Source organism: Hymenobacter pini, from assembly GCF_020421205.1.
GTDB classification, from domain to species: Bacteria; Bacteroidota; Bacteroidia; order Cytophagales; family Hymenobacteraceae; genus Hymenobacter; species Hymenobacter pini.
The window spans coordinates 94543-117546 of the sequence record NZ_JAIZZH010000001.1 but is presented as its reverse complement, the minus strand read 5'-3'; the positions used below and the strand labels follow the sequence as shown (position 1 = coordinate 117546).

Genomic DNA, 23004 nt, shown 5'->3' with positions numbered 1-23004 from the left:
AGGCAGATACTAGATGGCCGCAGGCACCCTCAGTACGGTTGCGTTACCACGGTGGTTGTTGGTACACGAATCCGTAGACTCAAAAGCTTGCCAGCCCGCTTCCGCCTCCCCCGATTTAGCCCAACCTGAATTCAGAAACCTACCAAATTTCGGTAGCAACACAGGTTTGGCTACCCAATCCGGGAGTTCAGCCGTACCTTTGCCTCGTGAAGCAACTGGTAGCCTTCTTTCTGGGAATGCTGATGCTCGTGAGCGGCTTGGTTCCGCAGAACGACCTGTCGGAACTAGGTAAGCTACCGGAGCTGGCCCAGCACTACCGCTACCACCGGGCCTTAGCGGGCGGCAACTTGTCGCCGCTGGCGTTTCTGGCGCTGCATTACGGCCCCCACGGCGCGGACCACCGCCGCCACCCCTACTCCCAGCGCGATGCGCAGGACCACCACAAACTGCCACTTGAGCAACACCACCACGATTGTGTGATGGTGAGTTTTGTGCTGCCGCTTGGCCGGGTGCTTCTGCCCCCGCGCCCCCTCTCTTGGCCCGCTGCCGCCTACCGCGTGGCTCCCGGCCCGCTCTACGCCTTCAGCGTGAGCACCTCCTTGCTGCAGCCGCCCCGAGCGTAGCTACCCAAAGCCCCTGGGCGTAGTGTGCCCCGGCTTCCCGTAGTTTTCTGCTCATTTCGCTGGATTTAGGTGATTTCCCTGTCATCCTGGGCGGAGCGAAGAACCCTATCACCTCATTACGATTCTTCAGGAATCAACTGACTTGATAAGATCCTTCACTCCGCTCAGGATAACTGAGGCAGCCTACTGGCGGCAATTCCTTTTCTTATGCTTGCCCGCATTATCCGGGGCAGCATCCACAACAAGCTGTTTGTGGTGCTGCTGCTCCTGGCACTGGTGGCGTGGGGTGGCTACTCAGCCACTACCCTCCCGCTGGATGCCATTCCCGACGTAACCAACAACCAGGTTCAGGTACTTACCCAGAGCCCCGCCTTGGCGGCTCAGGAAGTGGAGCAGCTCCTGACCATTCCGCTGGAGCAAAGCCTGCGCACCATTCCGGGCGTCACGGAAGTGCGCTCCGTGTCGCGCTTTGGCCTCTCGGTGATTACCGTGGTGTTCGAGGACGATGTTCCGACGCTGCAAACCCGCCAGCTGGTGGCCGAAAAGCTCCGTACCGCCGAGGCCGACTTGGGCGCGGGCCTGGGCCGCCCCGAAATGGCCCCCATCACCACCGGCCTGGGCGAGATTTTCCAGTACAGCTTAGCTATAAAGCCCGGCTTCGAACAGAAATACTCCCTGGCCCGCCTGCGCGAGTTGCAGGACTGGGTGGTGAAGCGGCAGCTGGCTGGCGTGCCCGGCGTGGTAGATGTGAGCAGCTTCGGGGGCTACGTGCGTCAGTACGAGGTAAGCGTGAGCCCCGAGCGTCTCAACGCCAGCGGCGTGACCATGCCCGAGCTGTTCTCGGCCCTGGAGGCTAGCAACGCCAACACTGGTGGTAGCTACTTAGAGCGGGGCCGCAATGCCTACTTTATCCGGGGCGAAGGCCGAGCCAGCTCCCTGCAGGATGTGGGCAGCATTGTGGTGAAGCAAAACGGCGGCGTGCCCCTGCTGGTGCGCGACGTGGCAGAGGTTCGCTTCGGCCACTCGGTGCGCTACGGAGCCATGACGCGTAACGGCCAGGGCGAAACCGTGGGCGGCATTGTGCTCATGCTCAAAGGGGCGTCGTCCGAGCAAACCATCAAAGAAGTAAAAGCCCGCGTAACCGAAATCAACCAGGCACTGCCCCAGGGCGTGTACGTGCAGCCCTTCCTCGACCGCACCAAGCTGGTAGATACCGCCATTCACACCGTGGCCAAAAACCTCATTGAAGGCGGCATTATTGTGATGGTAGTGCTGCTGGTGCTGTTGGGCAACTGGCGAGCCGGGCTGGTGGTGGCCTCCATGATTCCGCTGTGCATGCTGTTTGCCCTGGGCCTGATGCGCACCTTCGGCGTATCAGCCAACCTGATGAGTCTGGGCGCGCTGGACTTCGGGCTGATCGTGGACGGGGCGGTGATTATCGTGGAAGCCATGATTTTCCACCTCGTGCATTTCCGCGCCCGGGCCGAAAACGAAACCATGGACCAAGTAGCCGAAACGGCCGCTACCCGCATGATGCGCTCCGCCTTGTTTGGCCAGCTCATCATCCTCATCGTGTACCTGCCCATCCTGGCCCTCACCGGCATCGAGGGCAAGATGTTCCGGCCTATGGCCCTCACGGTGAGCTTCGCCATTGTGGGGGCTATGCTGCTCTGCCTCACCTACGTGCCGGCCGTATCGGCCTGGGCCCTGCGCAAGGATATCAAGGAGGAAGGCACCATAGCTGACTGCATCATGAAGTTTCTGTACCGGGGCTACGAGCCCATCATCCGGGGGGCGTTGCGTCTGCGCGGTGTAGTAGCCGGCGCGGCCGTGGGCCTGCTGGTGCTGGCGGGCGTGGTATTTGCCAGCATGGGTGGCGAGTTTATTCCGCAGCTGGATGAGGGCGACTTTGCCGTGTACGTGGGCTTGGCACCCGGTTCGTCCCTCAGCCAGACTATTGCCACCACTACCAAAATGCAGCAAATTCTGCTGAAGCAGTTTCCGGAGGTGGAGCAGGTGGTGGGCAAAATTGGCACCTCCGAAATTCCCACCGACCCCATGAGCCTGGAAGATTCCGACCAGATTGTGGTACTCAAGCCTCAGAAGGAATGGACCTCGGCCCACTCCCGCGAGGAGTTGGCCAACAAGATGAGCGAGGCCTTGGCCGGTATTCCGGGCGTGAGTTTGGAGTTCCAGCAGCCCATCCAGATGCGCTTCAACGAGCTGATTTCGGGCGTGAAATCCGACATAAGCATCAAGATTTACGGCGACGACCTGGGCCTGCTGTTCGAGAAGGCCAACGAAGCCGCGGCCCTTATTCGCCCCCTCTCCGGCGTGGGCGACCTGAAAGTGGAGCAGATTGCCGCCCTGCCGCAACTGCGCGTGACGTACGACCGGCAAAAAATGGCCCAATATGGCCTGCGTGTGCAGGACCTGAACACGCTGCTGCGGGCCTCTTTCGCCGGCGACGTGGCCGGCCAGATATATGAGGGTGAGCGGCGCTTCGACCTGGTAGTGCGCCTCGACAGCACCAACCGCCAAGGCCTGCAGGATTTGCGCCAGCTGTACGTAGATGTGCCCAACGGCCAGAAAGTACCGCTGGAAGAAGTGGCCCAAGTAGATTTCCGTAACGCCCCCACCCAGGTTTCCCGCGACGATGCCCGCCGCCGTATCAATATTGGCGTGAACGTGCGTAACCGGGACGTGGAGAGCTTAGTGCAGGAAATTCAGCAGAAGCTGGGCGCTGGGTTGAAGCTGCCTGAGGGATATACCATCAAGTACGGCGGCCAGTTTGAGAATCTGCAGCAGGCCAAATCCCGCCTGGCGGTGGCCGTGCCGGTGTCACTCTTGCTGATTTTCGTGCTGCTGTACCTGTCCTTCCGCTCGGTGAAGCAGGCGGGGCTCATTTTTACGGGTATTCCGCTGGCGGCCATTGGCGGTATTCTGGCCCTATGGCTGCGCGGTATGCCGTTCAGCATTTCGGCGGGCGTGGGCTTCATTGCCCTGTTTGGGGTAGCCGTGCTCAACGGCATCGTGCTAGTAGCCAGCATCAACGAACTGGCCCTGGCTGGCATTGATTCGGTGCGGGAGCGGGTGCTAAAAGCTACGCACGAGCGGTTCCGGCCGGTGCTGCTCACGGCAGCGGTGGCTTCCCTGGGCTTCCTGCCCATGGCCCTCAGCAATTCCGGCGGCGCCGAGGTGCAGAAGCCCTTGGCTACGGTGGTTATCGGCGGGCTGATTTCCGCTACCCTGCTCACGCTAGTAGTGCTGCCCGTGCTCTACACCTTTTTCACCAAGGACGGCGAGGCCAGCCCCACCGAGCCCACTCCTGAGTTGCTGGCTGAAATCAAAGAAAACCACGAATTGTAATCCGAAGCGGTGTAGAGACGCGATACTTCGCGTCTCGGCGTCAGAACGACCTCACCCGCACCACACCGCTCAACGGGCAGACGCAAAGTGCAGCGTCTTTACATCTGACTTTCTTCTCTATGAGATACCTCTTGTTCATACTGCTGGTCCTCCCCTGTTTTGCGCAGGCTCAGACCACGCCCCGCACCCTACCCCCCCCGGCGGCTCCGGTTCCAATATTGCAACCAGGAAGCCTGCTTACCCTGAATCAAGCGCTGCAAGCCGGCCTCAGCCAAAGCCTGCTGGTGCAAACCGGCAGCTTGGAAATTGAGCGCCAACGCGCCCTGGCCCGCACCGGTTACGACGTGCCCCGCACCGTGCTCGACTACCAAGTAGGCCAGATTTCGGGGCCGTTGCGCGACCAAAGCTTCAACGTTATTCAACAGTCGGCGCTGCCGGGCGTGTACGGGGCCCAGCGCCGCCTGCTGGAAGGCCAGGTGCTCACGGCCGAGCAACGGGTGCGCCAGCAGCGCCGGGAGCTGGCGTTCCGCATCCGGAGCAGCTACTACGAACTGCTGCTGAGCTACCGCCGCGCCGCCCTGCTGCGCCGCCAAGACAGCCTGTACCAGCGCGCTGCCCGGGCGGCCCGCATCCGCTACCAAACCGGCGAAACTAACCGCCTGGAGCAGGTGTCGGCCGAGGCCCGGCGGCTGGAATTGCAGAACCGGCTGGCCACGGTACGCACCGAGCAGCAGGTGCAGCAGCAGCAGCTGGCTGTACTTCTTAACCAGTCCGGTTTGGCGCTCATCGATACCACAACCACGCCCGTGGTAGCCTTAACAGCTGCTGACACCGCCGGCCTGACGAGTGGTACCAACCCAACTCTGGCTTTATTGGAACAGGAAGTTGAAGTAAGCCGCCGCCAGACGCGGGTGGAGCAGCTGCGCCGCCTGCCCGATGTGCGCCTGGGCTATTTCAACCAAACTATCAATAAGGAAAGCGGCTTCCACGTGGCTCAGGCTGGGGTGGCGGTGCCGCTCTTGGGCGGCGTGCAGAAAAGCCGAATCCAGGCCGCCCGCATCGGTGAGCAAGCCGCCGAAACGCAACTGCGTTACGCTACTGTTCAACTCAGTGGCCAACTGGCCGGTCTGCGCCGCCAGCTCCAGCGGGCCCGGGCCTCCCTCACGTACTACGAGCAAACCGCCTTGCCCCAGGCCCGCCTGATTCTGAATACCGCCGAAAAAGGCTTCCGGGCTGGCGACATCGAGTACGTGGAATACGTGGTGAACACCGAGCCTGCCTGGCAAATTCGCACGGCCTACCTCGACCAAGTGAGCCGCTACAACGAACTGGCCCTGCAGCTACTCGCCCTTACTGGCTCTGACGCCCAATAACCGATTTAACCGGCCGCAACGCCTGTTCCCGACGAATGAACCCCATGAAAGCGTATCCTTTTCTGATAATTCTGACGCTGCTGGCCGCTTGTGGTCAGAACAAAACTCCGGAGCAGCAGGCCCCGGCTGCCCCTTCGCCCGCCCCACCAACCTCGCCCAACGAAGTACGGGTAAGCCCTGCCCAGATGCAGGCGGCGGGCTTAGAGCTGGGCGGCTTCACCTGGAAAAACCTGGCCTCCGATGTGCAGGCCAACGGTGTGGTTGACGTGCCGCCCCAGAACCGGGCCTCCGTATCGGCGGTAATGGGCGGCTACGTGCAGAGCGTGGCCGTGCTGCCGGGCCAGCAGGTGCGGCGTGGGGCCGTGCTGGCCGTACTGCGTCACCCCGATTACTTGCGCCTGCAGCAGGAATACCTGCAAAGCCGGGCCCGCGTCACGTTTCTGCAGCAGGAGCTGAAGCGCCAGCAAACCTTGGACGCGGAAGATGTGGGGGCCAAGCGCAAGCTGCAGCAGGCCCAGAGCGACTACGCCTCCGAGCAAGCTAATCTGCAGTCGACGGCCGGGCAACTCCGGTTGCTGGGCATTTCCCCTGAGCGGCTCAGCCAAGGCCGGATTTCGCCCACCGTTACCCTCACCGCGCCCATTGGCGGTAATGTGGCGGCTGTGCACATCAACCCTGGCCAGTACGTAAACCCGCAGGACGTATTGGTGGAATTGGTAGACCCCAGCCACATGCACCTGGAACTGCAGGTATTTGAGCGGGATGTAAACCAGGTGCACAACGGCCAACAGGTACTGTTTCGGGTACCCAGCCAGCGGCGCGGCTCCGACATGACGGCCAGCGTATACTTGGTAGGTAAGTCTTTCGACCCCGAGAAGCGCACCGTGAATGTGCACGCCCACCTGGAGCCGGAGCGCGACGACCTGATTCCGGGCCAGTACGTGTCGGCTGCCATCCAGACCGGGGCGGCCCGGCAACGGACGTTACCCGAAGATGCTATTGTACAAGCCGGTGAGTTCAGCTACGTATTCACGCAAACTGCACCCGGCGCATTCCGCCGCGTAAAGGTAAAAACCGGTGCCACCGACAACGGCGACGTAGCCTTGCAGTTGCTCGACCCTCTCCCCGATTCGACCCACTTAGTGCGCCGGGGCGCTTACTTCCTAGATGCGGAGTTGAAAAAAGGCCAAGATGCCGAAGAGTAATAAACCAACTGCCCGCCTGCGAATTTCGCAGGCGGGCAGTTGGTTTATTACTCTTCGGCAGGCACAACTTAATGGGCTATTTGCCTTGAGTGCCGAGTTGCTGCCGTAGCTCCTGTACTTCCCGTTCTAGGTCCAGCGTCCGGAACATTACCTTCGCTTCTAGGTCGGAGTAAGCGCGTTCTAGCTGCTCTTGTAGCAGTTTTTGCTCGGTTATGTCGGTGTTGGTGCCACACCAGCGCACAATCACGCCCTCGTCATTGCGTACGGGATAAGCGCGGCTCAGGAACCACCGGAACTCCCCGTCGTGGCTGCGGAGCGGGAACGTATCCTCCCATTTGGTACCGTCGGCCAAGGCCTGTTTCCATGTTTCCGTCACGTGGTCCACGTAGTCGGGGTGCTGCACTTTCTGCCAGCCCCAGCCCTGCATTTCTTCGGGCGTGGTGCCGGTGTAGCGGTACCACCGGTCATTATACCAATGAATGTGGCCCGTTTCATCAGCCATCCAAGCTAACTGCGGAATGGCGTTGGCCAGCGTGGTGAACTCCTGCTCCCGCTGCCGTAGGGCCAGCTGCTGCATCTTCTGGTCGTGGATATCGGTGCAGGTGCCAAACCACTTTTCAATCTCACCAGCCGCATTGCGCACCGGAATGGCCTGGCCCAAGAACCACCGGTAGTCGCCTTGCTGTGACTTGAACCGGTATTCGATTTCGTAAAAGTCGCCGGTGGCCAGGGAATGGCCCCATACCTGGCGGGCCCGCTCCCGGTCGTCGGGGTGCAGCAGGTTGTTCCACATGTCGGGTCCTACGCTGTCGGCCAGGGTGTAGCCGGTATAATCGGTCCAGCGCTGGTTGAAGTACGTGTGGAAGCCTGTCGGGTCCGTCGTCCACACCAGCTGCGGAATCAATTCGGCCAGAAAGCTAAAATCTTCGCCGGAGGCCTCCTGCCGGTTACGCAACTGCTCAATATCGAGGGTGCTGATAATCCACTGCTGCACGTGGCCATTATCGTCCAGCTGCGGATAGCCCGTGGTGCGTACCCAGCGGTATTGCCCGTCGTACCGCCGTACCCGCCACTCAATCTGGTACAGCTGCGCCGAGTCCATCATGCGCTGCACCTGAGCCGCTACCCGCTCCCCGTCCTCCGGGTGCACCAGCTCCATCCATCTGGCATTTAAGTCTTCCAGCGAAAACCCGGTGAACTGCAGCAGTTGTGGACTGGCGTAAATAGTGTTGCTCAACGCGTCCGTTACGCTCAGTAGCACACTCTCCCCGAGCGCCGCCCGGCTGGTAACGGAAGGCGAAAACTCTGGAGTATCAGAAGTAGCAGCAGCCATAGATAAACAATTGACAGGGTGATAAATACTGGGCTTACGGCTGCGTAAGATGCATTTCCATCCCCGACTGGAAGTAGAGGTTCAGTTGGCTTTCGGCCCCGTTACGAGAACGGCGCAGGCGGGTTACCAAAGCACGAGTTTGCTCCTGCCCCAGCATCAGTTCCAGGTACGGCCGGTTGAGCAGGCCGTCCCGCTGAATTTGCCACCGGCCGGCATCCTGTTTGTCCGATGCCTGCACTTCTACCCGGCCAGGCTGCAGGGCAAAGAGCTCGGCGCGGGCCAGCATGCTGGTAGGGTCGGTGTGGTTGAGTACCCGGTCAGCTACCCGCCAGTTTCCGTTCAGGAACTCGTCGGGCAGTTGTTGCAGATTAACGTCGAACAGTAATTCGGCCATAAGTGCGGGCAAAGTAAGCAGGCTGCGACGGAAGCAAATAGTGCGCCAGCTCCACAGTACGGCAGTACAACTCTCAATGATTGGTTTCTGTTCTACTTTTTTTATCCCGTACTGTTCAGCTTACCGCAAGTATAAACAAAAACGCCTTCCAAAAGGCTTGGAAGGCGTTTTTGTTCTTGGGCCCCGCAGAGCTGCTTCGCAGAGGAGGAGGGATTCGAACCCCCGGAGGTTTAACCCTCAACGGTTTTCAAGACCGCCGCAATCGACCACTCTGCCACTCCTCTGGGTATTTTCCCGCGGGATATTCAAGTGCGTTGCCGCTCTGGTTGCCAAGAAAAAAGGCTTTTTCACGGGTTGAAAAAGCCTGTTGCAGAGAGGGGGGGATTCGAACCCCCGATACCGTTGCCGGTATAACGGATTTCGAATCCGTCGCATTCGACCACTCTGCCACCTCTCTGTAAGGTCCGTAATGGAGTGGTTTGGGAAGGCAAAAGTAGACACGAAACAGTAATCCGCAAGTTGCCAGCGGTATTTTTTCTACTGCCTGCGGCTTACCAACTCATTTTCAGGCAGAAATTATTTACTATCCACCTACTACCGGAGCATGAGCTAAAGAGGTAGGCCGCTTGAGGCGACCGGTTACGGCATCAATGCTCACGTTCACTTCAAACCCCAAAATCAGCGTCATACACACAAAATCCAGCCACACCATAAAGCCCACCAGCGTGCCAATAGAGCCGTAAAAGTGGTTGTAGCTGTCGAATATTTTGACGTACAGAATGAATAGGAAGGACACCAGAAAAATCAGTAGCGTGGCCACTACCGCCCCAGCCGAAATGAATGGCCATTTATCGTGCACCGGGGGCACGTAGTAATACACCAGGCACGTGGTCAGCAGAAACAGCCCGGTTACGGAACCGTAGCGCAACAGGCTGGTAAGCTGCTCCGTCATGGCCTCCGGCACAATTTCCTGGTACACCAGCGCATCAATGATGTAAGTACCGAAGAAGATGCCCGCTACCGCAAACAATAATACCGACGACAGCACCACCGTGAGGACGGTAGCAATAACCCGCTTGCGCAGGTAAGTGCGCTTCTTGAACGACGGATATTTCTTCTCAAAGGCATCCAGCAGGGCCATAATTCCATTGGAGCTCAGCACCAGCGCCGTAGCAAAACCGAAGGACAGCAAGCCCCCGTGCGGAATGTTCACGATGTCCTCAATGGTACCCGAAATGGCTGCGTACATCTCCCGCGGAATCAAATCGGCCAGGAACTGCAGGATGTCAATATTCAGGTTGGGAACAGGAATGTACGGGATGAGCGTGAACAGGAAGATGATAGTGGGAAAGATGGCAATAGTCAGGTTGAAGGCCATGTAAGAGGCCCGCTTGGCAATACCATCCAGCTTAATTTCCTGCAGCAGCCGGTCCACCACATCATATACCGAGGCTTTGCCGCCGGCAAACCGCAGCCGCTTCAAGAACACGATGGCGCGGCGCACACTGCGGCGGCGGCGCACATCGGGCAAATGATATCGACGAACGGGAAGACGCATGGTAAGGTAGGTGCAGTAACTGCGCTATTTCAGAAACGCCGCCGGAGCCGGAGCATCGGTGGGTGCTTTGGGTGGCGTGAGCGGTCCGGCCGTTTCATCATCGGTGAAATAGGGCGCCAGCTTGGCGGCAATGTCCTGCGGAATAGGTACGGGGCGGCCGGTAGTCATGCTCACGAATACCATCAACGTGTGGCCTTCGGTGAGCAGTTCCTGGGCCTCGTTGTAGATTTCGTACTCAAACATGATGCGGGAGCCTTCGGCGGGCTGCTTCAGCAGCAGGCGCACCGTGAGCAGGTCGTCGTAGCGGGCGGGGCGGCGGAACCGGGTTCGTATCTCCCCTACCGGCATGCCCACGCCGTCGGCTTCCAAGGCTTTGTAGCTGATACCTAGGTGCCGAAAGGCTTCGGTGCGGCATACCTCAAAATAGGCCGCGTAGTTGCCGTGGTACACGTAGCCCATCTGGTCGGTTTCGGCGTACCGCACGCGGATTTGGGTGTCGGAAGAGTACATGGTGAGTGATGTGGAGAATGTGATAAATGTGGATGATGAGATGATGTTGCAGAGTGAATGATGTGAGTACCAACCTGTCATGCAAGTGTTTCTCACATTTTCCACATTTCAACACATTTTTCACATTGACAATTACTTCATAATGCCGCTGCGCGTGAGGGCGGCCTGGTAACGGCGGGCATTGACGAGGTGCTCTTGCTCATTGCGGGCAAAGGCGTGGTAGCCGCTGAAATCTTCCTTGGCGCAGAAATACAGGTAATCGTGCTTTTCGGGGTTCAGCACGGCATCAATGCTGGCAATGCTGGGCAAATTGATGGGACCGGGCGGCAAGCCGGCGTACTTGTACGTGTTATAGGGCGAGTCTTTGGTAAGGTGCACGTTGAGCACGCGCTTAATGCCAAAGTCACCATTGGCGTATACCACAGTGGGGTCGGCCTGAAGCTTCATGCCACGCTTGAGGCGGTTCAGGTACACGCCGGCTACGCGGGGGCGCTCATCGGCGTGCTGCTGCTGCTCGGCTTCCACGATGCTGGCCAGCGTACTCACTTCGGCCCGAGTCAGGCCCAGAGCTTTGCGCTTGGCGTCACGGGCGGGCGTCCAGAACTTCTCGTACTCCTTTTTCATCCGCTGCATGAGGTTCTGGGCCGAGGTGTTCCAGTACAGCTCGTAGGTGTTCGGGATGAACATGGTGAGCACCGAGGTAGTATCGAAGCCCAGGCTGCGGGTGTAGCTGGGGCTGCGTAGCAGCGAGTCGAGGGTGCGGGGCTTTATATCCACCTGCGCAGCCAGGCGGTCTACCAAATCCTTGCGCAGGCGCACGGTGTTGAAAGTGAGTTGCAGCGGCGACTGGGAGCCGCTTTTGAGAATGTTGATGAGTTGGCGGTTGGTGAGGCCCTCCTTTAGCTCGTAGTTGCCGGGCTTCACGGCCCCCGGTTGGTCGTACTTCATCATGCGGGCCACAAAATGCAACGACATCTTGTCTACGATGGCCCCACTGGCATCCACGCGGTTCAGGGCCGTTTTCCAGTCGGCTCCGCGCGGGATTAGCACGTAGGTGCGCTTGCCCTTGGTTTCGACATTCGGGGTGAAGAATATCTGGTAGAAATAGTAGGAAAACGTAATCAGAATCAGCCCCAGAATGCCGGTGATGTAGGCGAAGCGGTTGCGGCGACGGGTGGCCTTTTCCTTGTACTCGTTGATGCGGGTGTTGGCCATAAGGCAGGAAGTGGTAACAAAACGGTAACATTGCCAAGCTGGCGGCCTATTGGGGCGGCTCCGTAATCGGGGGTAGCTTTGCAGCCCAAAAGTACGCGGAATCTGCGGGTGTGCCACTGCTTCAACCTTTTCAGAATCTCTGCGTCTGTTCCTGAAATTCCTTTCTTCTCCAATCCCCCTTTTTCAGCTTTATGAAGCAAACCTACTCTTGGCCTTCCGTACGCTTAGTAGTACTGTCGGCAGCTTTGCTGGGCCTTACGCAGGCGGCACAGGCCCAAACGCTGGGCCAGTATTCGTTTAACAATGCCGTTGGCAGCGAGGTAACTTTCCCGGCTGATGCTCAACCCACCAATGCAACCCTCGGGGTTATGTCGCGTGGAGCCGGTATTACTCCTTCCGATGCGGCTGGTACGTTTTCGGCCACGGGCTGGAGCACCGGTGCACTGGATGCCACCGACTATTTCAGCTTCTCGGTGACGCCTAGCGCAGGCTATACCCTGCGCCTGGACAGCCTGCGCCTGGACGAGCGTCGTTCGGGTACGGGCATTCGGGACTGGGCCATCCGCTCCAGCCTCGACAACTTCACGGCTGACATCAAAGCAGTGAATGTGCCCGACAACACTGATACGCGCAATAACACGCTCGTTACCCTGCCGGCGGCCTTTGCTGCACTAAACTCGAGCGTAGAATTCCGCATTTATGGCTACAACTCCGAGGCTGCTACCGGTACCTGGCGTATCGATGATGTACGCGTATTGGGGGCCGCTGTAGCGGGTACCACTACTGTACCTACCGTTTCGTTCGGCGCAGCTAGCGCTACAGTGGCCGAAAGCGCCGGTGTCATTCAGATTCCGGTGAGCCTGAGCGCCGCTTCTACCCAAGCCGTTACGGTACAAGTAGCCTTGGCCGCCTCTGCCGGCACGGCCACCTCACCCGCTGACTATACTTTCACCACGCAGACGCTCACCTTCCCGGCTGGCTCAACTGCTGCCCAGAATGCCACGCTCACTATTGTGGATGATGCCGTATTTGAGCAGTCGGAAACCATTATTCTTTCCCTGCAGAATGTGCTGCCAGCTGGCGCAGCCACTATCGGCACGGGTACTTACACCATCACTATTACCGACAACGACACGGCCCCCGCTCCTACCATTACGCCCATTGCTTCGCTGAAGCCAGTAAACGCGGATGGTACGCCTACTCAAACCGGCACTTTCACGGTAGTAGGCGTTATCTACGGTCCCAACTACCGAACCGTGGGCTATCAGGGCACCATCATGGACCGCACCGGCGGCCTGGGTCTGTTCAGCTCATCTAACCTGTCGATTACCCCCGTGCAGGGCGACTCGGTGCAGGTAACCGGCACGCTGGGTACTTTCCGGGGCTTGTCGCAGCTCACGGTTACGTCCATCACCAAGCTGGGCACCAGCAAGCTAATGCGCCCCCGCGTGGTAACGGGTGCCCTCACGGAAGCCGAAGAGTCGCAGCTGATTGTGCTGCCGAACGTAACGGCCACCACGCCCAGCGAGTGGACCACTACCGCCACGGCCGCTTATACGGTGAAGGTGCAAACGGCCGCTGGCGTGTCGTATGATGTACGCATTAACCCCGCTTCCACGCTGTTCAACCAGCCTGCTCCTACCGGCTCGTTCTCCATCACGGGAATTGGCTCGCAATTCGCCACTACTTCTTCGGCCCCGTACAGCGGCGGCTACCAGTTGGTACCCCGCTATAAGGAAGACATCGGCTCGGTGCTGACTGGCACCCGCAAAGCGCTGACGGCCGGTAATGTACGCGTGTTCCCGAATCCCGCTGCTGATAACCTAGTGATTCAGGTAGCCGGCCGGGCCACTAAGGCGGCCGTTACGGTAACCGATTTGGCTGGCCGTACGGTGCTGCAGGGCAGCTCGGCCCTGGATGGCTCGTTCAGCCTGAATGCACTGCGCGCTGGTACGTACGTGCTGCTGGTGCAGGATGGCAACACGCTGACCTCGCACAAAATTGTGAAGCAGTAACACCTGCTCTCTTTCACTGAAAGCGCCCCGGCTTTGGTAGCCGGGGCGCTTTTTTTGTAGTGCTGGTCTTCACTTTTCCTCGGTGCAAGTAACCCCCGACGCAGTTTTACCGAAAAGAGTACGACTATATCTCATCCGCTAGTACCTTGACCTGCCCCGACGCCCGCCGGTGCCGGGGCTGAATGCTCACTCAACCTTCCGCTTTCCGCCATGGCCGCTACTCTGCTCCGCATTCACCCTGACAATCCGCCCCAAAACCGCATTCAGCAAGCCGTGGATATTATCCGCAACGGCGGCCTCGTCATCTACCCTACCGATACCATTTACGGGCTGGGATGCGACATTCACAATGCCCGGGCCGTGGAAAAGCTCTGCCGCCTGAAGGGGCTCAACCCCGAGAAGGCCAACCTGTCGTTTATCTGTTCCGACCTTTCGCACATTACCGATTACGCCAACGGTATCACCACGCCGGTGTACAAGGTACTTAAGAAGGCGCTGCCAGGACCATTCACGTTCATCTTTGAAGCCAGTACCAAAGCGCCCCGCTACGGCGGCGTAAAGCGCAAAACGGTGGGCATTCGGGTACCCGACAATCAGATTTGTATTCAATTGGTACAGGGGCTCGGCAACCCTATCATCAGTACTTCCATCCACGACGACGACGAAATTCTGGAGTATAGCACCGACCCCGACCTCATTTATGAGAAATACCGCCCACTGGTGGACCTCGTAATTGATGGCGGCTACGGCAACAACATCGCCAGCACGGTGGTCGACTGCACCAACGAGGACTTCGAAATTGTCCGTCAAGGAGCCGGCGACATTGAACAGTACCTGTAAGGCCGTAACAGAAGCGCCAATGTTCTGATGAGCATCGGCGCTTCCGTTACGGCCTTACAGGTACTGTTCTTTTATGCTTCCAGCGACGGTGGCTCCAGAGGTAATCCGAAGGGCTAGCCTGGATGTCACGCTCTAGCTGGCGGGCAAAGGCTTCGGTGAGTTGGTGCTCGGCGGGCGGCAACGTAGTTTGGCCGTCGTGCAGTTCGGTAAAGGTAATGGCGTAATACCCCCGCCGTACCCGCCGAATGCCCACGTACACGGCGGCACAATGCAGTTGCGCCGCCAGCTTGTCGGCCCCGGTGTAGAAGGGTGTATCCTGGTGCAGGAAGTTAGTCCAGTACGGATGGTCTTCGGGGCCGGCAGCTTGGTCTGAGAGTAAACTCAGGGTGCGGCCGTGCCCCCGGTGCTGTACCAAGTCGCGCAGGGTGCTGAGCATGGGCACCAGATGCGCCCCTAGTCGGCTCCGCAGCCGCAGCATAAACTGCTCGAAAAATGGGTTCATCAGCGGCTTATACACCCCGCCGGCTTTGCCCGGATACTCCAGCGCCGCCGCCGACAGAATCCACTCCCAGTTGCCCGCATGGGAACCCAGTGTGAGCACCTGCCTGCCTTCCGGGAAAAACCGCCCCAGCACTTCCGGATTGGTGAACACCACGCGCCGTTGTAACTCAGCGGCTGAAATCGTCCGCAGCTTCAGAATTTCGACGATTACCTGCGCGAAGTGCCAGTAGAACCCCTTGGCCAGCTGCCGGATTTCAGCCTCAGTTTTCTCGGGGAAGGAGTTGCGCATATTCTCCAGCACCACCCGTTGCCGGTACCGCAGCCCGTACGCCATCAACCAGTACAGGCCGCGCGCCACGGCATACAGTAGCGGTAAGGGCAGCAGGGAAAATCCAATCAACAGCCACTCCAGCGGCTTGTAGTACCAGGCGTAGGTAAGGCGTCTACTCATCGGAGCATTACGGCCCCAGCGGGGGCATACTCATCGGGGTTGCGGCGCACGGTGGCGGTTTGCGAAGCCAGCAGCTGATTTTTGGCGTTGCGTACTTCTACGGTCAGCTTGTAGTCGCCTAAGGGTACCTTGGCAAGGTCTAGTTCCCCGGTCAGTACGGTCGGGCGGCCATCAGCGCCCTGCACATTGCTCTGGCCGGTGGCCACATCTTTAGCTGCGGCAGCTTTGGGCTGGTTGGCCGCCCGCAGCCGATAGCGCAGCGTCACGGCCTGGCCGGGCGCAATGTTGTACAGCTCGGCGTAGAAATATAGCTTATCCTGCCCTCGTCCGTACAAGCCGCCCGGCGTACGTACCAGGCTCAGGCCGTTGCGCATGAAGTTATTGGCTTCCGTGGCCGAGCGGCTGGCTGGCTTGGCCAGCACCACCACGTCGCTCATACTGGGCTTAGTTGAGGTAAACTCCACCACTAGTGGCTGCTCCACGATATCCGTAAAACCGGAGCGGTATTGGTCTCGCAGCGTGCCCCGCAGCGTGTACTGGCCCTCCGGTAGGTTCAGGCGCTCTTGAAAGCTGATGGGGTTTTTGATGGCAGCGGTGGTATCCCGCAGCACCGGGGGGCGCAGCGTTACGGTTTCCTGGTACACCGAGGCCCCATCGGCCCGCACCGCTTCCAGGGTTACGGTAGCCCCGGCCTGGTACATTTTGGGTCCGCGCTTCTGATACGTCAGGTGCTTGCCGGCCACCGTGGCGTACACCTCCACTACTCCCCCTTTAATGGCCACATCCTCGTTGCGGAAGCGGGCTACGTCCAGTTGCAGCTGGTGGGTTTGGGCCTGTGCTATCCCAACGCTGAGCAGGAAGCTAAGCGGCAGAAATCGGAGAAATGCTGGCATAGTGTCAGATTGGCGGTAAAACCATGTAAGGTGGCAGTGTCCGTCCGCAGCCATTCACCGTGCAAAAATGCGGCTTTTAGCGGATTCCCAGTTGAACACCATCTGTCGGCCCCGCGTTGCAGATTCGGCGTCCTACTTTGATTCCCAACCAACCCAAGGTTGGATATGGCCGGTCTTCTCTCGTCTTAAGGCATGTTTCCGCCAGCCCCCGTTACTTTGCCTTATTCTTATTTCTGAAGCTCCGCGTGCATGCCAGCTGTCCTGTTTGAATCCCAGTATAACCCACCCATTGCCTTTTTCGCTGAGCTAATTGGCGCCGACGCCCTGTGGCTGGAAGCCCACGACCATTACCACAAGCAAACCTACCGCAACCGGTGCCTGATTCTCACGGCTCAGGGCGTACAGGCCCTCACGGTGCCCGTGGTGGATGGCAACCGCAGCGAAAAAGTACTTACCTCGGAAATCGAAATTGATTACCGCCAGAACTGGGTGCACCGCCACTGGCGTACCCTGCAAACCGCCTACAGCGGCACGCCGTATTTCGAGTATTACGCCGACTATCTGCACGATATCTACGTACAGAAGCCCCGGCGCTTATTCGAGCTGAACCAGTTGCTGCTGCAGTTTTACTTCCGCTGCCTCCGCCTGCGCCTCCCCATTTACCGCACCACCGAGTACCTACCACCTTCCACCACTCCTACCCTCCTACCCTCTAACCCGCCTACCCTACTCCTAGACCGCCGCGACTGGCTGACGCCCAAAACTCCCACGCTGACGGGACCTGACAGGACGTCCGACCGGCCGTATGCGCAGAGCTTTGGTAAAGATTTTGTACCGGGACTCAGCATCTTAGACCTGCTCTTTATGCAGGGTCCGGCCGCCGGCAGTTTTCTTGCGTAGTGTACCTGTCGCCCCCGAACCAACGCCCGACTCAATCTGTTTTCAGGTTATATCGGCCCAACCCGCAGCCTTAGCCTAAAAGGTCCTTGCGGGGTACCGTTTTTCTTCACTACCTTATCTGCATGGAAGCTAAATTCTCAAATAGAGTCAAGGAGGTCATCTCCCTGAGCCGGGAAGAGGCCATCCGGCTCGGGCACGACTATATCGGCACTGAACACTTGTTGCTGGGTATGATCCGCGAAGGGGAAGGCACCGCCATTGGTTTGCTCAAGAAATTGGGCGTATCGGTGGAGGAGCTGAAGTATGCCCTGGAGCAGGCCACCCGCAACACGGCTACCCAGGGTACGAGCATCACCGGCTCCATCCCGCTGACGAAGCAAACCGAGAAAGTCCTCAAGATTACCTACCTCGAGGCCAAAATCTTCAAGAGCGAAATTATCGGCACGGAGCACCTGCTCCTCTCGATTCTGCGTGATGAGGATAATATTTCGTCCCAAATCCTGAGCAAATTCAACGTGAACTACGAATCCGTACGTGATTCGCTGGACTACCACGGTAACACGGCGAACAACCCCACCTCCGGCCCCGAGGCCGATGACGACGACAACGACCGCCTCTTCGGGGGCTCGGCCGGCCGCGGCGGCGCAGGCAGCAGCGGTTCCGCTGCCAAGAAGGGCAACGAGAAGTCGCGCACCCCGGTGCTCGACAACTTTGGCCGCGACCTGACCAAGCTGGCCGAAGAAGACAAGCTCGACCCCATTGTGGGCCGCGAGAAGGAGATTGAGCGTGTAGCCCAGATCCTGTCGCGCCGCAAGAAGAACAACCCCATCCTCATCGGTGAGCCCGGCGTAGGTAAAACGGCTATTGCCGAAGGCCTCGCCCTGCGCATCATCCAGAAGAAAGTGTCACGCGTGCTGTTCGGCAAGCGTGTAGTCACGCTGGATTTGGCCTCGCTGGTGGCCGGTACCAAGTACCGTGGCCAGTTTGAGGAGCGCATGAAGGCCGTGATGAACGAGCTGGAGAAGTCGCCCGACGTAATCCTGTTCATTGATGAGTTGCACACGATTGTAGGTGCTGGCGGAGCCTCTGGCTCGCTGGATGCCTCCAACATGTTCAAGCCCGCCCTGGCCCGCGGCGAAATACAATGCATCGGCGCTACTACCCTCGACGAGTACCGTCAGTACATTGAGAAGGATGGGGCCCTGGCCCGTCGTTTCCAGATGGTAATGGTGGACCCCACCACGCCCGAGGAGACGATTGAAATCCTGAACAACATCAAGGACAAGTACCAGGACCACCACCACGTGTACTACACCGACAAGGCCATCGAGGCCTGCGTGAAGCTGTCGGATCGGTACATGTCGGATCGGTTCCTGCCGGACAAGGCCATCGACATTCTCGATGAGGCCGGTGCCCGCGTGCACATCAACAACATCGTGGTGCCCGAGGATATTCTCAAGCTCGAGGAGCAGATTGAGAACATCAAGACGGAGAAAAACCGCGTGGTGAAGTCGCAGAAATACGAGGAAGCCGCCAAGCTCCGCGACACGGAGAAGAAGCTGATTGATCAACTCGACCAGGCCAAGAAGGACTGGGAAGAGGAGACCAAGAAGAAGCGCTATACCGTGAAGGAGGAAAACGTGGCCGAGGTTATTGCCATGATGACCGGCATCCCCGTTTCCCGCGTGGCCCAGAACGAAAGCTCCAAGCTCCTGAAAATGGGCGAAGAGCTGAAAGGCAAGGTAATTGGCCAGGATAAGGCTATTGCCCAGCTCGTGAAGGCCATCCAGCGCACTCGTGTGGGTTTGAAGGATCCGAAGAAGCCCATCGGCTCGTTCGTGTTCCTCGGCCCGACCGGTGTGGGTAAGACGGAGCTGGCGAAGGTGCTGGCCACCTACCTCTTCGACAAGGAGGATTCGCTGGTGCGGATCGACATGTCGGAGTACATGGAGAAATTCAGCATCTCGCGCCTGGTGGGCGCGCCTCCCGGCTACGTGGGTTATGAAGAAGGCGGCCAGCTGACGGAGAAGATCCGTCGCAAGCCGTACTCGGTTATCCTGCTCGATGAGATTGAGAAGGCGCACCCGGACGTGTACAACCTGCTCCTGCAGGTGCTGGACGACGGCATCCTGACCGACGGCCTGGGCCGCAAGGTGGACTTCCGCAACACCATCATCATCATGACCTCGAACATCGGGGCGCGTGACCTGCAGGACTTCGGCGCCGGTATCGGTTTCGGTACCAAGGCCCGGCAGGAAAACATGGACGAGCTGACGAAGGGCACTATCACCAATGCCCTGCGCAAAACCTTCTCGCCCGAGTTCCTGAACCGCCTAGACGACGTTATCGTGTTCAACTCTCTGGAGAAGGCCGATATCCACAAGATCATCGACATCAGCCTCAGCAAGCTGCTGGGCCGCATCCAGACGCTGGGTTACCGCGTGGAGCTGACCGAAGCCGCTAAGGACTTCGTGGCCGAGAAAGGCTACGACCCCAAGTACGGTGCACGTCCGCTGAACCGGGCTATTCAGAAGTACATCGAGGACCCGATTGCCGAGGAAATCCTGAAGGCCGAAATTGCCCAGGGTGACGTCATCACCGCCGACTACACGGCCGGCGCTGAGGAACTGACCTTCTCGGTAAGCAAGAGTGGCGAGACGCCTAACTTGGCCAGCGACGAGCGGCCGGAGGAAGCACCCGAGCCCAGCGACGATGAGCCGAAAGACTCGAAGAAGAAAGGCGAATAATTAGATTTGTCTGAATATCAAACCGGCCGGTTCCTGCAAAGGAGCCGGCCGGTTTTGTTTGTTATACCAGATTATTAATACTCTTCTAAAGGGTTAAAATTTTTATATCTTATAAATTCATCGTCACCTGCAGCCCTTACGATCTTACTTTTCTCTCTACCTTCCTCGTCGTACGTTTTTATATACACGCTATCTAACAAATCGACACTAGCAGTCGCTTTTAAGCTGTCGTTAACTAATTTCAAAAATACTGTTGTGCATCCTCCGTGCATCAAGAAAGCATCAATGCAGTTCAATTTTTTATTGTATAGCATATTTGGATATAATTCAGAATTTTTTACTGATATCAGGTCATTACTTTCTCTTCTATAGATAAATAAACGCCTAATTTCATTTGACCCTCTAGCGGCAACATCGGAAACATAAGTTACATCGTTTAGGCCGTCATTATCAAAATCAGAAATCACAGGATTGATACCAGACAAATAATCTTTTTCGAATACATACTCATTCATTAGTCTCCATGTATTATTATTCTTTGAATAAAAATTAACAACAACATATATACTGTCGTTAGTCTTGTATTTTAGTATATCAACTCTATTCGCTCCCTTCCTTCCGACATTTACGCTATCAATAAAAATTTCTTCAGGAGCTAGGTTGAATAGAGAAACAGTAGCAGTGCTAGGCCATAGACTTTGACAAGAAGTCAAAGTCAAAAAAATCAAACAGAATATGTACCTCATTCTATATCGAGAATATTTTCAGAAACAAGCCAGATTTTTGAATAGAAAGTTACCCTTCCTTCTGCGACTCTAGCTTTCGTAAAATAACACTATAATCTCGTAGAGCAAGCTCAGAATTCTGGTGCGGCTTTTCTGTACCCGTGCGTTACCTTTGGGCCTCTTACCGAAGTAGCTACCCTGACTCTTTCCCACCCTACAATGTCTGATCCGCACGCTGACGCCCAACTAAGCAAAACCGAAATTCTCGCCCGCAAAAATGAGGAGGCCCTACTCGGCGGTGGCCAGACCCGCATTGATGCCCAGCACAAAAAAGGCAAGCTCACCGCCCGGGAGCGGATTGACCTGCTATTCGATGAGGGCTCGTTTGAGGAAATTGGCAAGTTTGTAATGCACCGCTCCAAAGACTTTGGTCTGGACAAGGAGTATTACCTCGGCGACGGCGTGGTGACGGGCTACGGCACCGTAAACGGCCGACTGGTGTACGCGTTTTCGCAGGATTTCACGGTGTTCGGCGGCTCACTGAGCGAAACCCACGCCGAGAAAATCGTGAAGATTATGGACCTGGCCATGAAGAACGGCGCTCCGGTTATCGGCCTCAACGATTCGGGCGGGGCCCGTATTCAGGAAGGCGTGGTGAGCCTGGGCGGCTACGCCGATATCTTCTACAAAAACACCCTGGCCTCGGGCGTGGTGCCGCAGTTGTCGGCCATTATGGGGCCGTGCGCGGGCGGCGCGGTGTACTCGCCAGCTATAACCGACTTCATCCTGATGGTGGAGGACACGAGCTACATGTTCGTGACCGGACCCAACGTGGTAAAAACCGTCACCCACGAAAACGTAACCAGCGAGGAACTGGGCGGGGCCAGCACCCACTCGGCCAAGAGCGGCGTGACGCACTTCACGGCTCCCAACGAAGTAGCCTGCATCAACCAGCTGAAGGCATTGCTGAGCTACATGCCCCAGAACTGCGAGGAAACTGCCCCGGCCGTGCCCTATGAGGCTGGCCAGGACGAAAGCCGCGCAGCCCTCGATACCATCATCCCCGACAACCCCAACCAGCCCTACGATATCCGGGAGGTAATTGACGGCATTATCGACGCTGGCTCCTTCCTGGAAGTGCACCAGAACTTCGCTGAGAACATTGTGGTAGGCTTCGCGCGGCTGGGAGGCCGCAGCATTGGTATTGTAGGCAACCAGCCGGCCGTGCTGGCCGGTGTGCTCGACATCAACGCCTCGACCAAGGCCGCCCGCTTCGTGCGGTTCTGCGACTCGTTCAACATTCCGCTGCTGGTACTGGAAGATGTGCCTGGCTTCCTGCCTGGCACTGACCAGGAGTGGCGCGGTATCATCACCAACGGGGCCAAGCTGCTTTACGCCTTCTGCGAAGCCACTGTACCGCGCATCACCGTTATTACCCGCAAAGCCTATGGCGGAGCCTACGACGTGATGAACAGCAAGCACATCGGAGCTGATATGAACTACGCTTGGCCCACGGCCGAAATTGCCGTAATGGGCGCGAAAGGCGCGGCCGAAATCATCTTCAAGCGGGAAATTGCTCAGGCCGAAGACCCCGAAGCCAAGTTGCAGGAGAAGGTAGACGAGTATCAGCAGAAGTTTGCCACGCCCTACCGCGCTGCCCACCGCGGCTTCGTGGATGAGGTAATTCTGCCCTCCCAGACCCGCCAAAAGCTCATCCGCGCCTTCAAGATGCTGGAAAACAAAGTGGATACGCTGCCCCGTAAAAAGCACGGCAACATTCCGCTCTAAGTCCCGCATGTCCATTACCATTCGTACTTCTACGCTTCAAGACGCGCCAGCTATACAGAAGCTGTATCAACGCGTATCAGCGGAAAGTGGTGGCTTGGCCCGACAGCCCGAGGAGATAACCGAGGACTACGTGCAGCACTTCCTGACGCGTAGCACAACTCAGGGTATTGGGCTGGTGGCGGAACAGGCGGGCGAATTAGTAGCGGAGATTCACGCGTACCAAGCGGGTCTGCAGATTTTCGCCCACGTCCTCGGCGACCTAACGGTGGCTATTGCTCCCGCCGCGCAGGGCCAATCACTAGGGCGGCGTCTATTTACTGAGCTGCTGACCCGTGCCCAGGCCCAATTTCCGCAGGTGAGCCGGGTGGAGCTGTTGGTGCGAGAAAGCAACACCCGCGCCATTGCGCTGTACGAGAAGCTGAGCTTCCGGCAGGAAGGCCGCTTCGAGGGTCGGGTGGCCGGTGCGCAGGGTTTGGAAGCCGATATCCCGATGGCCTGGCATGCCCCGGCAGCGTGGGAAGCGGACCAAAACCATCCGGCCTACCATTTGTAGTTTACCTTTTG

Annotated in this window: 18 protein-coding genes and 2 tRNA genes; 10 read left to right on the top strand and 10 right to left on the bottom strand. The window is 58.1% G+C overall.

The genetic code is table 11. The annotated features are described in order from the left end of the window. The first annotated feature begins 206 nt into the window (after nt 1-206). From LF252_RS00545 to LF252_RS00530, 4 genes are all read left to right on the top strand, one after another. A complete protein-coding gene (locus LF252_RS00545) occupies nt 207-623 on the top strand; it encodes a hypothetical protein (protein WP_226266114.1) in 417 nt (138 codons plus the stop codon). 207 nt (nt 624-830) lie between these two features. Further along, on the top strand, nt 831-3992 hold the full coding sequence (locus LF252_RS00540; protein ID WP_226266113.1) for an efflux RND transporter permease subunit: 3162 nt from the start codon (nt 831-833) through the stop codon (nt 3990-3992). 119 nt (nt 3993-4111) lie between these two features. Then, nucleotides 4112-5365 carry a TolC family protein gene (locus LF252_RS00535; protein WP_226266112.1) on the top strand — a complete coding sequence of 418 codons (1254 nt, stop codon included), beginning with the start codon at nt 4112-4114 and terminating at the stop codon, nt 5363-5365. Between the two features lie 44 nt (nt 5366-5409). After that, on the top strand, nt 5410-6570 hold the full coding sequence (locus LF252_RS00530) for an efflux RND transporter periplasmic adaptor subunit (protein WP_226266110.1): 1161 nt from the start codon (nt 5410-5412) through the stop codon (nt 6568-6570). A 76-nt stretch (nt 6571-6646) separates the two neighbouring features. Here LF252_RS00530 and LF252_RS00525 read toward each other — a convergent pair whose 3' ends face one another. The 7 genes from LF252_RS00525 to mltG form a co-directional block, all read right to left on the bottom strand. Continuing rightward, on the bottom strand, nt 6647-7903 hold the full coding sequence (locus LF252_RS00525) for a PAS domain-containing protein (protein WP_226266108.1): 1257 nt from the start codon (nt 7901-7903) through the stop codon (nt 6647-6649). A gap of 34 nt (nt 7904-7937) precedes the next feature. Continuing rightward, on the bottom strand, nt 7938-8297 hold the full coding sequence (locus LF252_RS00520; RefSeq protein ID WP_226266106.1) for a hypothetical protein: 360 nt from the start codon (nt 8295-8297) through the stop codon (nt 7938-7940). 199 nt (nt 8298-8496) lie between these two features. After that, a tRNA-Ser gene (locus tag LF252_RS00515) sits at nt 8497-8581 on the bottom strand. A gap of 86 nt (nt 8582-8667) precedes the next feature. Continuing rightward, a tRNA-Ser gene (locus LF252_RS00510) sits at nt 8668-8754 on the bottom strand. A gap of 126 nt (nt 8755-8880) precedes the next feature. After that, complete coding sequence (locus LF252_RS00505; RefSeq protein ID WP_226266104.1) at nt 8881-9855, bottom strand: YihY/virulence factor BrkB family protein; 975 nt, start codon at nt 9853-9855, stop codon at nt 8881-8883. Between the two features lie 24 nt (nt 9856-9879). Further along, on the bottom strand, nt 9880-10365 hold the full coding sequence (locus tag LF252_RS00500) for an acyl-CoA thioesterase (protein ID WP_226266095.1): 486 nt from the start codon (nt 10363-10365) through the stop codon (nt 9880-9882). A 132-nt stretch (nt 10366-10497) separates the two neighbouring features. Beyond that, nucleotides 10498-11580: an endolytic transglycosylase MltG gene (gene mltG / locus LF252_RS00495; protein ID WP_226266093.1), complete on the bottom strand. Its 1083-nt coding sequence runs from the start codon at nt 11578-11580 to the stop codon at nt 10498-10500. Between the two features lie 191 nt (nt 11581-11771). On the opposite strand from mltG, the gene LF252_RS00490 reads away from it, so the two are divergent. Continuing rightward, entirely contained in the window at nt 11772-13595 is a 1824-nt protein-coding gene (locus tag LF252_RS00490) for a Calx-beta domain-containing protein (protein WP_226266091.1), read from the top strand. A 210-nt stretch (nt 13596-13805) separates the two neighbouring features. Beyond that, complete coding sequence (locus LF252_RS00485; RefSeq protein WP_226266080.1) at nt 13806-14435, top strand: L-threonylcarbamoyladenylate synthase; 630 nt, start codon at nt 13806-13808, stop codon at nt 14433-14435. A gap of 46 nt (nt 14436-14481) precedes the next feature. Here LF252_RS00485 and LF252_RS00480 read toward each other — a convergent pair whose 3' ends face one another. After that, a complete protein-coding gene (locus LF252_RS00480; protein ID WP_226266075.1) occupies nt 14482-15387 on the bottom strand; it encodes a lysophospholipid acyltransferase family protein in 906 nt (301 codons plus the stop codon). Further along, a complete protein-coding gene (locus tag LF252_RS00475; protein WP_226266074.1) occupies nt 15384-16280 on the bottom strand; it encodes a hypothetical protein in 897 nt (298 codons plus the stop codon). Before LF252_RS00475 ends, LF252_RS00480 begins: the two co-directional genes overlap by 4 nt. A 249-nt stretch (nt 16281-16529) precedes the next feature. Between LF252_RS00475 and LF252_RS00470 the strand changes: the two genes are divergently transcribed. Together LF252_RS00470 and LF252_RS00465 are read left to right on the top strand one after the other, a co-directional pair. Further along, complete coding sequence (locus LF252_RS00470; RefSeq protein WP_226266072.1) at nt 16530-17180, top strand: WbqC family protein; 651 nt, start codon at nt 16530-16532, stop codon at nt 17178-17180. Between the two features lie 122 nt (nt 17181-17302). Continuing rightward, nucleotides 17303-19927: an ATP-dependent Clp protease ATP-binding subunit gene (locus tag LF252_RS00465; RefSeq protein WP_226266070.1), complete on the top strand. Its 2625-nt coding sequence runs from the start codon at nt 17303-17305 to the stop codon at nt 19925-19927. A gap of 74 nt (nt 19928-20001) precedes the next feature. Here the strand turns inward: LF252_RS00465 and LF252_RS00460 are convergent, their stop codons facing one another. Further along, the gene (locus LF252_RS00460) at nt 20002-20646 is read right to left on the bottom strand and encodes a hypothetical protein (protein WP_226266068.1); all 645 of its coding nucleotides are present in this window, start codon (nt 20644-20646) and stop codon (nt 20002-20004) included. A 225-nt stretch (nt 20647-20871) separates the two neighbouring features. Here LF252_RS00460 and LF252_RS00455 point away from each other — a divergent pair, with 225 nt between their 5' ends. Further along, nucleotides 20872-22440, top strand: coding sequence for an acyl-CoA carboxylase subunit beta (locus tag LF252_RS00455; RefSeq protein WP_226266067.1), 1569 nt, complete (start codon nt 20872-20874; stop codon nt 22438-22440). A gap of 7 nt (nt 22441-22447) precedes the next feature. Beyond that, nucleotides 22448-22993, top strand: a complete 546-nt coding sequence (locus tag LF252_RS00450; RefSeq protein WP_226266065.1) for a GNAT family N-acetyltransferase — start codon at nt 22448-22450, stop codon at nt 22991-22993. The last annotated feature ends 11 nt before the right edge of the window (nt 22994-23004 follow it).